The sequence below is a fragment of the Caballeronia sp. Lep1P3 genome (assembly GCF_022879595.1).
Classification (GTDB): domain Bacteria; phylum Pseudomonadota; class Gammaproteobacteria; order Burkholderiales; family Burkholderiaceae; genus Caballeronia.
Map to the genome: position 1 here is coordinate 2683164 of NZ_CP084265.1, position 12557 is coordinate 2695720.

At 66.0% G+C, this 12557-nt stretch carries 11 protein-coding genes; 6 read left to right on the forward strand and 5 right to left on the reverse strand.

Annotation, left to right across the window (positions count from 1 at the left end):
* Positions 1–29 precede the first annotated feature (29 nt).
* The 6 genes from LDZ27_RS12535 to proC all read left to right on the forward strand — a co-directional run bounded on the left by LDZ27_RS12535 (position 30) and on the right by proC (position 7130).
* Entirely contained in the window at positions 30–1454 is a 1425-nt protein-coding gene (locus LDZ27_RS12535; RefSeq protein ID WP_244814393.1) for an FAD-binding oxidoreductase, read from the forward strand.
* A gap of 114 nt (positions 1455–1568) precedes the next feature.
* Positions 1569–3113, forward strand: a complete 1545-nt coding sequence (locus LDZ27_RS12540; protein ID WP_244814394.1) for an FAD-linked oxidase C-terminal domain-containing protein — start codon at positions 1569–1571, stop codon at positions 3111–3113.
* A gap of 128 nt (positions 3114–3241) precedes the next feature.
* On the forward strand, positions 3242–4330 hold the full coding sequence (gene glcE, locus LDZ27_RS12545) for a glycolate oxidase subunit GlcE (RefSeq protein WP_244814395.1): 1089 nt from the start codon (positions 3242–3244) through the stop codon (positions 4328–4330).
* Between the two features lie 7 nt (positions 4331–4337).
* On the forward strand, positions 4338–5564 hold the full coding sequence (glcF, locus tag LDZ27_RS12550; protein WP_244814396.1) for a glycolate oxidase subunit GlcF: 1227 nt from the start codon (positions 4338–4340) through the stop codon (positions 5562–5564).
* A gap of 45 nt (positions 5565–5609) precedes the next feature.
* On the forward strand, positions 5610–6305 hold the full coding sequence (locus LDZ27_RS12555; RefSeq protein ID WP_244814397.1) for a YggS family pyridoxal phosphate-dependent enzyme: 696 nt from the start codon (positions 5610–5612) through the stop codon (positions 6303–6305).
* Positions 6306–6317: 12 nt separating this feature from the next.
* Positions 6318–7130: a pyrroline-5-carboxylate reductase gene (proC, locus tag LDZ27_RS12560; RefSeq protein WP_244814398.1), complete on the forward strand. Its 813-nt coding sequence runs from the start codon at positions 6318–6320 to the stop codon at positions 7128–7130.
* Positions 7131–7200: 70 nt separating this feature from the next.
* On the opposite strand, the gene ubiA is transcribed toward proC, so the two are convergent.
* The 5 genes from ubiA to recG all read right to left on the reverse strand — a co-directional run bounded on the left by ubiA (position 7201) and on the right by recG (position 12557).
* Positions 7201–8061 (reverse strand): 4-hydroxybenzoate octaprenyltransferase, encoded by an 861-nt coding sequence (ubiA, locus tag LDZ27_RS12565; protein WP_244814399.1) that lies wholly within the window; start codon positions 8059–8061, stop codon positions 7201–7203.
* A 155-nt stretch (positions 8062–8216) separates the two neighbouring features.
* Complete coding sequence (locus LDZ27_RS12570; protein WP_244814400.1) at positions 8217–8705, reverse strand: Dps family protein; 489 nt, start codon at positions 8703–8705, stop codon at positions 8217–8219.
* A gap of 147 nt (positions 8706–8852) precedes the next feature.
* Positions 8853–9023 (reverse strand): hypothetical protein, encoded by a 171-nt coding sequence (locus LDZ27_RS12575; RefSeq protein WP_244814401.1) that lies wholly within the window; start codon positions 9021–9023, stop codon positions 8853–8855.
* 235 nt (positions 9024–9258) lie between these two features.
* Positions 9259–10218 (reverse strand): hydrogen peroxide-inducible genes activator, encoded by a 960-nt coding sequence (locus LDZ27_RS12580; protein ID WP_244814402.1) that lies wholly within the window; start codon positions 10216–10218, stop codon positions 9259–9261.
* Positions 10219–10358: 140 nt separating this feature from the next.
* Entirely contained in the window at positions 10359–12557 is a 2199-nt protein-coding gene (recG, locus tag LDZ27_RS12585) for an ATP-dependent DNA helicase RecG (RefSeq protein ID WP_244814403.1), read from the reverse strand.

Genomic DNA, 12557 nt, shown 5'->3' on the forward strand with positions numbered 1-12557 from the left:
TCGCGAATAAAAAACCCGCGGAGACACCCGTGAACCACCCCGCCGAACACAGCGTCATCCAGCAAGCGCGCCGCCCGTTTCCCACCGCCCTGCTCGACGCGCTCAAACATCATTTCGCCGACCGCGTTTCCACGAGCCACGCCGTGCGCGAACATCACGGCCGCGACGAGTCGCCGTTCGATCCGCAACTGCCCGATGCCGTCGTCTTCGCGCGCAGCACCGAGGACGTGCAGGCCATCGTCCGCCTGTGCGCCGAGCACGACGTGCCGATCATCCCCTACGGCAATGGATCGTCGCTCGAAGGCCATCTGCTTGCGGTGCAAGGCGGCGTGTCCATCGATCTCTCAGAGATGAACAGCGTCATCGCGATCAACCCCGAAGATCTCACGGCCACCGTTCAGCCCGGCATTTCGCGCAAGCAACTGAACGAGGCACTGAAAGACACCGGCCTGTTCTTCCCGATCGATCCCGGCGCGGACGCGAGTATCGGCGGCATGTCGGCAACGCGCGCCTCGGGCACCAACGCCGTGCGCTACGGCTCGATGCGCGAAAACGTCCTCGCGCTCACCGTCGTGCTCGCCGATGGCCGCGTCATCAAAACTGGCACGCGCGCGCGCAAATCGTCGGCGGGATACGACCTCACGCGGCTTTTCGTCGGCTCCGAAGGCACGCTCGGCGTCATCACCGAAATCACCGTGCGGCTGTATCCGCAGCCGGAAGCCATCTCCGCCGCCGTCTGCGCGTTCCCGTCGATGGGCGACGCCGTGCGCGCCGTCATCGAAACGATCCAGATGGGCGTGCCGATCGCGCGCGTCGAGTTCGTCGACACGCTCGCCGTGCGCGCCATCAATCGGCATTCGAACCTGACGCTGCGCGAATCGCCGATGCTGTTCTTCGAATTCCACGGCACCGAAGCCGGCGTCAAGGAACAGGCGCAGACCGTGCAGGACATCACCGCGAGCAACAACGGCACCGACTTCGACTGGGCGACCCGCCCCGAAGACCGCAGCCGGCTCTGGAACGCGCGCCACAACGCGTACTTCGCGATGCTGCAACTGAAGCCCGGCTGCCGCGCCGTCACCACCGACGTCTGCGTGCCGATCTCGCGGCTCGCGCAATGCGTCGAGGAAACGGAAAAGGATCTGCTCGGCTCGTCGCTGCCGTGCCCGATCGTCGGTCACGTCGGCGACGGCAATTTCCACGTCGCGATGCTGCTCGATCCCGCGAAGCCCGAGGAACTCGAGGAAGCGGAGCGGCTGAACCGGCGCATCGTCGAGCGCGCATTGAAAGTCGGCGGCACCTGCACCGGCGAGCACGGCGTCGGGCTGCACAAGATGGGCTTCATGATCGAGGAACACGGCGAAGACGGCATCGACACGATGCGCGCGATCAAGCACGCGCTCGATCCGAGGAACCTGATGAATCCAGGGAAAATCTTCTCCTTCGTGCAGTAGCATGCGGAGCGCGCTCGATGGACGCAGAAGCCGCAAGCGCGCAACATGGAACGTCACAGCGTCAGAGACATTGATCGAACAAGCGCCATCATCATTCAGGCGCCGGGAGGAGACATGAACGCACCCGACGAACTCAAGCCGGCGCACGTCGCGCCGAATCTGCCGCACGAGGAGCCGCCCGCGCTCACGGAAGAACAACTGGCCGCGCGCCAGCGCGAAGTCGTGCAGGCGCTGATGGCCGTGCTGCCCACGCATTGCCTTTTGTTTCGCGACGAAGACACGTCCGTCTACGAATGCGACGGCCTCGCCGCTTACCGCCGCCTGCCGCTCGCGGTCACGCTGCCGGAAACCGAAGCGCAGGTGCAGCGCGTCGTGCAGATTTGCGCGCGCCTGAACGTGCCGATCGTGCCGCGCGGCGCGGGCACCGGCCTTTCGGGCGGCGCCATGCCGATTCGCCACGGCATCGTGCTGTCGCTCGCGCGCTTTCGAAAGATCATCGAGGTCGATTCCTACGCGCGCACGGCCACCGTGCAGCCCGGCGTGCGCAATCTCGCCATTTCGGAGGCCGCCGCCCCTTACGGGCTGTACTACGCGCCGGACCCGTCGTCGCAGATCGCGTGCACCATCGGCGGAAACGTCTCCGAGAATTCGGGCGGCGTGCATTGCCTCAAGTACGGGCTCACCGTGCACAACGTGGTGCGCGTGCGCGCGGTGACGATGGACGGCGATATCGTCGAATTCGGCTCACTCGCACCGGACGCGCCGGGGCTCGATCTGCTCGCCGTGCTCGTCGGCAGCGAAGGCATGTTCGCGATCGTCACCGAAGTCACCGTGAAGCTGATCCCGAAGCCGCAGACCGCGCAGGTCATCATGGCGAGCTTCGACGACGTCGTGATGGGCGGCAACGCGGTCGCGGCGATCATCGCGGCGGGCATCATCCCGGCCGGTCTCGAAATGATGGACAAGCCCGCGACGCGCGCCGTCGAGGAATTCGTCAACGCGGGCTACGACCTCGACGCGGCCGCCATCCTGCTGTGCGAATCCGACGGCACCTACGACGAAGTCGCCGAGGAAATCGTCCGCATGACGGCCGTCCTGCGCGAGCACGGCGCGACGCGCATCCAGATTTCGCGGTCCGAATCGGAGCGGCTCAAGTTCTGGTCCGGCCGCAAGAACGCGTTTCCCGCCGCGGGCCGCATCTCGCCCGACTATTACTGTATGGACGGCACCGTGCCGCGCCGCGCGATCGGGCCGCTGCTCGCGCGCATCGAAGAGATGGAGAAGAAGTACGCGCTTCGCTGCATCAACGTGTTCCATGCGGGCGACGGCAACATGCATCCGCTCATTCTCTTCAACGGCAACGATCTCGACGAATGGCACCGCGCCGAGGCGTTCGGCTCGGACATTCTGGAGACGTGCGTCGAACTGGGCGGAACGGTGACGGGCGAGCACGGCGTGGGCATCGAAAAGATCAATTCGATGTGCGTGCAGTTCTCGCCCGAAGAGCGCGACGCGTTTCACGCGGTCAAGCGCGCTTTCGATCCGCCCGGCCTGCTCAATCCCGACAAGGGCATTCCGACGCGCGCACGCTGCGCCGAGTACGGGAAGATGCACATTCGCGGCGGCCTGCTGCCGCATCCCGAACTGCCGCGCTTCTGAGCCGCCGCCGCGCGCGGCGCGTTGCGCTATCCACGTTTGTCCGGGTACGGCGCGGTTAAGCGGCCGGTACAATCGATCGGACAGGCGCAGCGCGCCAGACGAGAAGCCGAATACAAGAGCGGGACATCATGGAAGAGGACGACATCGTTGCCGGCTGGGCGGAGCGCATCGCCCGGGCGAGCGAGGCCGGCACGCCGCTGCGCATCCGTGGCGGCGGCACGAAGGACTGGTACGGCCAGACGCTCCAGGGCGAAATTCTCGATACGCGGGCGTATCGCGGGATCATCGCTTACGACCCGGCGGAACTCGTCATCACCGCGAGAAGCGGAACGCCCCTCGCCGAAATCGAAGCCGCGCTGAGACAGCACGGGCAAATGCTCCCTTTCGAGCCGCCCCACTTCGGCCGCAATGCGACGCTCGGCGGCTGCATCGCGGCGGGACTCGCCGGACCGCGCCGCGCGTGGACGGGCGCGCCGCGCGATTTCGTGCTGGGCGCGGTCGTCATGAACGGGCGCGGGCAACTGCTGCACTTCGGCGGGCAAGTGGTGAAGAACGTCGCGGGCTATGACGTTTCGCGGCTGCTCGCCGGATCGCTCGGCACGCTCGGGCTGATTCTCGAACTGTCGATCAAGGTGCTGCCGCGCCCGGTCGCGGAAGCCACGCTCAAGTTCGACATGCACGCAACCGACGGCGTGCGCAAGCTCAACGAATGGGGCGGCCATCCGCTGCCGATCACCGGCAGCGCGTGGCGCGACGGCACGCTCGCGCTGCGTCTCGCGGGCGCGGAAGCCGCCGTGAAAACCGCGCGCAATACGCTCGGCGGCGAAGTCGTCGATGCCGTCGAAGCCGACCGTTTCTGGATCGGCATGCGCGAACAGACGGACCCGTTCTTCTCCGTGATCGAACCGCGCTCGGCGCTCTGGCGCCTCGCGCTGCCGTCGATCGCGGAGCCGCTGCATCTGCCCGGCGCGCAGTTGATGGAATGGGGCGGCGCGCAGCGCTGGTGGATCACCGACACCGATCCGCAGACGGTTCGCATCAGCGCGAAGCAGGCGGGCGGCCACGCGACCATCTTCCGCGCGGGTTCCGCCTACGACCGCAACGCGGGCGTGTTTACGCCGCTGCCTGCGCCGCTCATGAAAATTCACCGTGGGTTGAAGGCCGCGTTCGATCCTGCGCGCGTCTTCAACCGCGCACGGCTGTATCCCGACTTCTAGGCACGCGATGCAAACCAATCTCGCCGATTTCATGCGCGGCACCGCCGATGGCGACGAAGCCGACGCGATCCTGCGCAAGTGCGTGCACTGCGGCTTCTGCACGGCGACTTGCCCGACGTATCAACTGCTCGGCGACGAACTCGACGGGCCGCGCGGCCGCATCTATCTGATGAAGCAGATGTTCGAAGGCGCGCCCCCGACGCGCAGCACGCAGACGCATCTGGACCGCTGTCTCACGTGCCGCAACTGCGAAACGACGTGTCCGTCCGGCGTGCAGTACGGCAAGCTCGTCGAAATCGGGCGCAAGGTCGTCGAGGAGAAAGTGGAGCGTCCGCTGCGCCAGCGCGTGCAACGCCGCTTTCTCGCGGGCTTTCTGCCGAACAGCACGCTTTTCACGCCGGCGATGAAGCTCGGCCAGCAAGTTCGCGGCGTGCTTCCGCGCAAGCTGCGCGCGAAGATTCCGGTGCCGGAAAAGCCGCTCGCGCCGCCCGCGCGCAAGCACGCGCGCAAGATGCTGATGCTCGCCGGCTGCGTGCAGCCCGCGATGATGCCGAACGTGAATATCGCGACGGCGCGCGTGTTCGACGCGCTCGGCATCGAGATCGTGACCGCGCCCGATGCCGGCTGCTGCGGTGCGATCCGCCTGCATCTCGGCTACAACGACGACGCCTTGCAGGACGTGCGCAACAACATCGACGCGTGGTGGCCTTACGTCGAAAACGGCGTCGAGGCGATCGTGATGAACGCGTCGGGCTGCGGCGCGACCGTCAAGGAATATGCGCATCTTTTGCGCAACGATCCGATGTACGCGGACAAGGCGCGGCGCATCGTCGAACTCACGCGCGATCTCGCCGAAATCCTGCCGATGTACGAGGAAGAACTCGTCTCGCTGGCAAGGCGGCGCGGCGTGCATACGGTCGCGTTTCATCCGCCCTGCACGCTTCAGCACGGACAGCAGATTCGCGGACGCGTCGAGCATCTTCTGACCGCGCTCGGTCTCGAAGTGCGCCTGCCCGCTGACGCGCACATCTGCTGCGGATCGGCGGGGACGTATTCGGTGCTGCAGCCGAAGATGGCTTACGCGCTTCGCAACCAGAAGCTCGACCGGCTGGAGCAGACCGAGCCGCAGATGATCGTCTCGGCGAACGTCGGCTGTATCGCGCATCTGCAGAGCGGAACGTCGACGCCCGTCACGCACTGGATTCAGCTCCTGGAGCATCTGCTTTACGGCTAGGCGCATTCGTATAATGGCCGGATTGCTCCGAACGCCGTCTCACGCATGTCCATCGCCCAACATCTCGAAGAAGTCCGGCAACGTATCGCGAGAGCCGCCGAGCGCGCCTCGCGCGAGCCGTCGTCCGTGAAGCTGCTCGCCGTCTCCAAAACCTTTCCCGCCGACGACGTGCGCGCCGCCTTCGATGCCGGCCAGCGCGCGTTCGGCGAAAACTACGTGCAGGAAGGCATCGCGAAGATCGCGGCGCTCGGCGATTTGCGCAGCGAGATAGAGTGGCATTTCATCGGGCCGCTGCAATCGAACAAGACGAAGCTCGTCGCCGAACAATTCGACTGGGTGCATTCCATCGACCGCTTGAAGATTGCCGAGCGGCTGTCGGCGCAGCGTCCCGAGGGCGCGCCGGCGCTCAACGTGTGCGTGCAGGTGAACGTGAGCGGCGAGGCATCGAAGAGCGGCGTCGCGCCGGAAGAAGCCGCCGCGCTCGCGCATGCGATCGCCGCGCTGCCGGCGCTGCGTCTGCGCGGCCTGATGGCGATTCCCGAACCCGCCGATACGCCCGACGCCCAGCGCGCGCCGCACGCGCGCCTCTGCGAACTGATGAACGCGCTGCGCGCCGACGGCCTCGACCTCGACACGCTCTCGATGGGCATGTCCGCCGACCTCGAAGCCGCCGTGCTCGAAGGCGCGACGATGGTTCGCATCGGCACCGCGATCTTCGGCGCGCGCACCTACACTCACTGACCTTCTCTCACCATGAAAATCGCATTCATCGGCGGCGGCAACATGGCCGCGGCGCTCATCGGCGGTCTCGTCAAACGCGGCGTCGCGCCCGCGGACATTTACGCCATCGACATCAACGACGAAGCGCGCACGCGCACGGCGAAGCAGTTCGGCATCGAGACGGGCGCGGCCATCGACGCGAAGCTCGCCGGCTACGACGCGATCCTGCTCGCCGTGAAGCCGCAGGTGCTTCGGGGCGTCGCCGAGGCGCTCGCGCCGCATCTGTCGAAGCAGACGGTCATCAGCATCGCGGCGGGCATCCGCGCGGCGGATCTCTCGCGCTGGCTCGGCGGATACGGCCGGATCGTGCGCTCGATGCCGAACACGCCCGCGCTCATCGGCATGGGCGTGACGGGACTGGCCGCGTTGCCCGGCGTCGGCGACGATTCGAAGGCGCTTGCATCGCATGTGCTGGAAGCGGTCGGCACCACCGTCTGGTTCGACGACGAAGCGAAAATCGACGCCGTCACCGCGATCTCCGGCAGCGGCCCCGCCTACGTCTTCTATTTCATCGAGGCGATGCAGGAAGCGGCGCGCGCGCTCGGCATGGACGAAGCGCAGGGCCGCGCGCTCGCGCTCGCCACATTTACCGGCGCGGCGCAACTGGCGGCGCAGTCGGACGAACCGGCGAGCGTGCTGCGTGAGCGCGTCACATCGAAGGGCGGCACGACGGCCGCCGCGCTGGCATCGTTCGATGCGCGAGGCGTGAAGGACGCGATCGTGCGCGGCGCGCTCGCGGCACAAGCGCGCGCGAAGGAGATGGGGGACGAGTTCGGCGCGGCGTGATACCGCGCGATGCCGCGCGATGCCACGCTTGGCCGCGTTTTGCGGACGCGGCACGCGTGGCGAAAAGAAATCAGCCGGCGAGCGCGTAATGCAGCGCAATGCCCGCGAACAGAATCCCGCCTAGCCAGTTGTTGTGCCGGAACGCGGCGAAGCACGCCATGCGCTCGCGTTCGCGAATCAGCGTGTAGTGATAGACGGCACAACCCGCGGCGCCCAGCCAGCCGAGCCAGTACGGCCAGCCGAAATGCAGCGCCGCGCCGATGCCCACGTACACCGCGAGCGTCGCCGCATAACAGAGCATCACGGCGAGCACGTCGTATCGCCCGAACGTGAGCGCCGACGTGCGAATGCCGATGCGGATGTCGTCGTCGCGATCGACCATTGCGTATTCGGTGTCGTAGGCGACCGACCAGAACACGTTCGCCGCGAGCATGATCCACGCGAGCATCGGCACGGTGTTCTGCACGGCCGCGAACGCCATCGGAATGCCGAAGCCGAACGCGATGCCGAGATACGCCTGCGGGATCGCGAAAAAGCGCTTGGTGAACGGATACGTGCCCGCGACGAAGAGCGCGAACACCGACAGCTCCTTCGTGAGCGCATTGAGCGGCAGGATCAGCAAGAACGCGACGAGCGAGAGCGCCGCCGCCAGCGCCACGGCCTCCCACGCCTTGATCTTGCCCGAGGTGATCGGCCGCTCGGCGGTGCGCTTCACGTAGCGGTCGAAGTCGCGGTCGGCGTAATCGTTGATCGCGCAACCCGCCGAGCGCATCAGAAGCGTGCCGACTGCGAAGATCGCGATCAGCATCGGCGACGGGCGCCCTTCCGACGCAATCCAGAGTGCGTTCAGAGTCGGCCACAGAAGCAGCAGGCTGCCGATGGGCTTGTCGAGGCGCACGAGGCGCATGAAGAGCGGGAGACGGGCGAGCATGGCAGGCGGCGACGGGAGCGATGGGCTATCAGCGATGCGCTATCAGCGATGCGCTATTTTAAAACAGCGCGCGCGAGCCAAGCGCCGCGCGCCGCCAAACAAAAACCCCGCGCGGCGCACCGGGCGGGGTTTCTTGGCTAGAACCTAAAGCCGCTTTACGCGAGCATCGAGCGCAGCATCCACGCGGTCTTTTCGTGCGTCTGCATGCGCTGGGTCAAGAGGTCGGCGGTCGGCTCGTCGTTGGCGGCTTCCGTCGACGGGAAAATCTCGCGCGCGGTTCGCACGACGGCTTCCTGACCTTCCACCAGTTGACGGATCATGTCTTCCGCTTCGGGAACGCCTTCGGCTTCCGGAATCGACGACAGCTTCGCGAACTCGCGATAGCTGCCCGGCGCATGCACGCCGAGCGCGCGGATACGTTCCGCGATGGAATCGACCGCGGTGGCCAGTTCCGTGTATTGCGTCTCGAACATCAGATGCAGGGTGTTGAACATCGGCCCCGTGACGTTCCAGTGGAAGTTGTGCGTCTTGAGATACAGCGTGTAGGTGTCGGCGAGCAGCCGCGACAGCCCTTCTGCGATTCGCTTGCGGTCTTTGTCGTTGATGCCGATGTTGACGGCAGGTGCAATGCCTTTTTTCGCCATGATGACTCCGTGGAAAGAGTGATACGAACGTTGTGCGGGCCGCGTCGGTTCGACCGCTGGATCGTTGCGCCGCGCGGCGTTTCGAGCGTCCGACAGTTTATCTTAGAAACGATGGCGGCTTCATCGCGCACACGGCCTTCGCATGCGTCACGCGAACGCGCCTGTGCCCGCGCCATGCAGCGCGCTCGCGACGACGAGCCCGTAGCCCGCCGCAACGATGCCGAATGCAAGCGCGATGCGCGCCCCGCGCGTGGCGCGGCGGCTCGTCGCTTCGATGCGCTCGACCGCCTGTCCGATGATGTTGAGTGTCTGCGTCATGGTGGTAACTCCGGTTGAATCGTTCACGCCGCGCCGTGCGTCCATTACAGAGAGGAAGCGGCGGCGTCTGTCTCGATGACTCATGGGAGCTAATCTTACTTATAACTATCTATGTTAGTAATTGGATTAAATTTATCTATGTCATAGGCAGACCGTGCGCAGCGCGTCCAAGAAAAAAAACCGCGCTTCTTTCGAAAACGCGGCTTTTTTCAAGCGCTAAAAACTGCCGGTCAAATCAGTTGACCGCCACCGGCATATCCAGCTTCTTGACGCCCGGCAAATCGCAAGCCGCGATCGCGTCCGAAATCGCGTCGATGGCGGGCATGCGCGTAAAACTCTTGCGCCACGCCAGCACGACACGCCGGTCCGGCACAGGCTCGTCGAACGGAACGTAACTGAGCAAGCCCGAATCGATGCCCGGCGCGTGCGGCTTCACTTCCATGACCGACATGCGCGGCAGCACCGTAATGCCGACGCCGCTCGCGACCATATGCCGAATCGTCTCCAGCGACGAACCTTCGAACGTCTTCTGGATGCCGTCCGCGTTCTGCGAAAAGCGCATCAGTTCCGGGCAAACGCCGAGCACATGATCGCGGAAGCAATGACCGCTGCCGAGCAGCAGCATGGTTTCGTGCTTGAGATCGTCCGCGTCGATTTTGCTGCGGTTCTCCCACGCGTGGCCCGACGGCATCGCGACGACGAACGGCTCGTCGTAGAGCGCGCGCACCATCAGCCCCGTTTCGGGGAACGGCAAAGCCATGATCGCGACGTCGATTTCGCCCTGCTTCAGCAACTCGATCAGCTTGAGCGTGTAATTTTCCTGAAGCATCAGCGGCATCTGCGGGACGGACTTGATTATCTGCTTGACGAGCGTCGGCAGCAGATACGGCCCGATGGTGTAGATGACGCCGAGGCGCAGCGGGCCGACGAGCGGATCCTTGCCCTGCTTGGCGATCTCCTTGATGGCGAGCGTCTGCTCGAGCACGCGCTGCGCCTGCGTGACGATCTGCTCGCCGATGGGCGTGACGCTGACTTCGCTCGTGCCGCGCTCGAAGATCTGCACGTTCAGCTCGTCTTCGAGCTTCTTGATTGCCACCGACAGCGTCGGCTGGCTGACGAAGCACGCCTCGGCGGCGCGGCCGAAGTGCCGCTCGCGCGCGACCGCGACGATGTACTTCAATTCAGTGAGCGTCATTGGGGGCCAATGAGAGACATGGATTCAATAGGCTTGAGTTATACACCTGCGAACGCGAGTTCGACAACTTGTCCGTCTGCGCTGCGGCGTTGAGCGGCGGACCCAATAAGGGACCGACGAACGGCACGCAAGTTCGCCGCCTACGCTTTCAGGTACTGCTCCCGCGCGCCGAGCCATCGCGCGAGATGCTGCGCGACCGCGTCGGGGAACGCATCCAGCATATGCTGCGCCGCCTCGCGCGCGGGCTCGATCAGCCAGCCGTCGTTCTCGAGGCTCGCAAAGCGCAGCATCGCTTCACCCGACTGACGCGCGCCGAGAAATTCGCCCGGACCGCGTATTTCGAGATCGCGGCGCGCGATTTCGAAGCCGTCGGTGGTTTCGCGCATCGTTTGCAGCCGCGCGCGCGCCGTCTGCGAGAGCGGGTTCGAGTACAGCAGCACGCACACGGACGCGGCGCTCCCCCGCCCCACGCGCCCGCGCAATTGATGAAGCTGCGCGAGGCCGAAGCGCTCGGCGTGCTCGATCACCATCAGCGATGCGTTAGGCACGTCCACGCCGACTTCGATCACCGTCGTCGCGACGAGCAATTGCACTTCGTTGCGCGCGAACGCATCCATGACGGCGGCTTTTTCGGCGGGCGCGAGCCGGCCATGAACGAGGCCGATGCGCAGTTCCGGCAGCGCCGCGACGAGCGTTTCATACGTATCGACGGCCGTCTGAAGCTGCAGCGTCTCGCTTTCCTCGATCAGCGGACACACCCAATACACCTGGCGCCCGGTCAGCGCGGCCTCGCGCACGCGGCCAATGATCTCGTCGCGCCGGCTATCCGACACGACCTTGGTGAGAATCGGCGTGCGGCCCGGCGGCAATTCGTCGATGGTGGAGACGTCGAGATCGGCGTAATACGTCATCGCGAGCGTGCGCGGAATGGGCGTCGCGGACATCATGAGCTGATGCGGCTGGAAATCCCGCGCGCCGTCCGACGCGTTCTGCGCCTTCGCGCGCAGTGCGAGCCGTTGCGCGACGCCGAAGCGATGCTGTTCGTCGACGATCACGAGCCCGAGGCGCGCGAATTCGACCGTGTCCTGAATGATCGCGTGCGTGCCGATCACGAGCTGCGCCGTGCCGAGCGCCGCCGCTTCCGCCGCCGCGCGCTTTTCCTTCGTCTTCAGGCTGCCCGCGAGCCACGCCACCGAAACGCCGAGCGGCTCCAGCCAGCCGCGCAGCTTGCGCGCGTGCTGCTCCGCGAGAATTTCGGTAGGCGCCATCAGCGCGGCCTGATACCCCGCGTCGATGGCCTGCGCCGCCGCGAGCGCCGCGACGATGGTCTTGCCGCTGCCGACATCGCCTTGCAGGAGGCGCTGCATCGGATGCGCGAGCGTCAGTTCGCCCGCGATTTCCGCGACCACGCGCTCCTGCGCGCCGGTCAATTGGAACGGTAGCGCCCGCAAAAGACGAATCACGAGCGCATCGCCGGCGGCGCGGCGCGGCATCGCGGGCGCGGCGCGCGTGCGGCGCTCGGCGTGCGCGCGCTTGAGCGAAAGCTGCTGCGCGAGCAATTCCTCGAACTTGATGCGGGTCCACGCCGGATGCGTGCCGTCGATGAGCGCGGTTTCGTCCGAATCCGCGCGCGGGTGATGCAGCGTCTTCACCGCGTCGAAAAGGCCCGGCAGATTCAGCGGCGCGAGATGCGCTTGCGCGACCGGCTCGGGCAGCAGTTCCGGCAGCGACACGCGCGTGAGCGCATTGTCGATGGCCTTGCGCAAATACGCCTGCGAGATGCCGGCCGTCGACGGATAAACCGGCGTCAGCGCTTGCGGCAACGGCGTGCCGTCATCGACCGGGCGCACGGCCGGATGCACCATCTCCAGCCCGAGAAAACCGCCGCGCACGTCGCCGCGCACGCGCAGCCGCGCGCCCATGCCCATTTGCTTGACTTGCGAGCCGTAGAAGTTGAGAAAACGCAGCGTGAGTTCGTCGCCGGCGGCGTCGTGAATCTTGACGAGCAACTGGCGTCGCGGCCGATAGGCAATCTCGTTGTCGAACACGGTGCCTTCGGTCTGCGCGGTGTCGCCGGGAATCAGTTCGGCGATCGGCGTGAGCGAGGTTTCGTCCTCGTAGCGCATCGGCAGATGCAGCACGAGGTCGATGTCCGACTTCAGGCCGAGCTTCGCGAGCTTGTCCGCGGTCTTGACCGCGGGCTTCGCCTGTTTCGCTTTCCTGGCCGCGTCGTCGCCGGGTTGCGCGCGCTTTCCCGCAGGCGCGGCCACGAGCGCGGGGGCTTGCGCGCTGGCGGCGGCATCGGCCGGGGAAGACGGACGGCGGTCGGACAAGGGCAT

Bases quoted from the DNA above. Each gene is read 5' to 3' on its own strand.
- LDZ27_RS12540 (WP_244814394.1), top strand. From the start codon at position 1,569: ATGAACGCACCCGACGAACTCAAGCCGGCGCACGTCGCGCCGAATCTG.
- recG (WP_244814403.1), bottom strand. From the start codon at position 12,557: ATGCCCTTGTCCGACCGCCGTCCGTCTTCCCCGGCCGATGCCGCCGCC.
- glcF (WP_244814396.1), top strand. From the start codon at position 4,338: ATGCAAACCAATCTCGCCGATTTCATGCGCGGCACCGCCGATGGCGAC.
- ubiA (WP_244814399.1), bottom strand. From the start codon at position 8,061: ATGCTCGCCCGTCTCCCGCTCTTCATGCGCCTCGTGCGCCTCGACAAG.
- proC (WP_244814398.1), top strand. From the start codon at position 6,318: ATGAAAATCGCATTCATCGGCGGCGGCAACATGGCCGCGGCGCTCATC.
- glcE (WP_244814395.1), top strand. From the start codon at position 3,242: ATGGAAGAGGACGACATCGTTGCCGGCTGGGCGGAGCGCATCGCCCGG.
- LDZ27_RS12555 (WP_244814397.1), top strand. From the start codon at position 5,610: ATGTCCATCGCCCAACATCTCGAAGAAGTCCGGCAACGTATCGCGAGA.
- LDZ27_RS12580 (WP_244814402.1), bottom strand. From the start codon at position 10,218: ATGACGCTCACTGAATTGAAGTACATCGTCGCGGTCGCGCGCGAGCGG.
- LDZ27_RS12575 (WP_244814401.1), bottom strand. From the start codon at position 9,023: ATGACGCAGACACTCAACATCATCGGACAGGCGGTCGAGCGCATCGAA.
- LDZ27_RS12570 (WP_244814400.1), bottom strand. From the start codon at position 8,705: ATGGCGAAAAAAGGCATTGCACCTGCCGTCAACATCGGCATCAACGAC.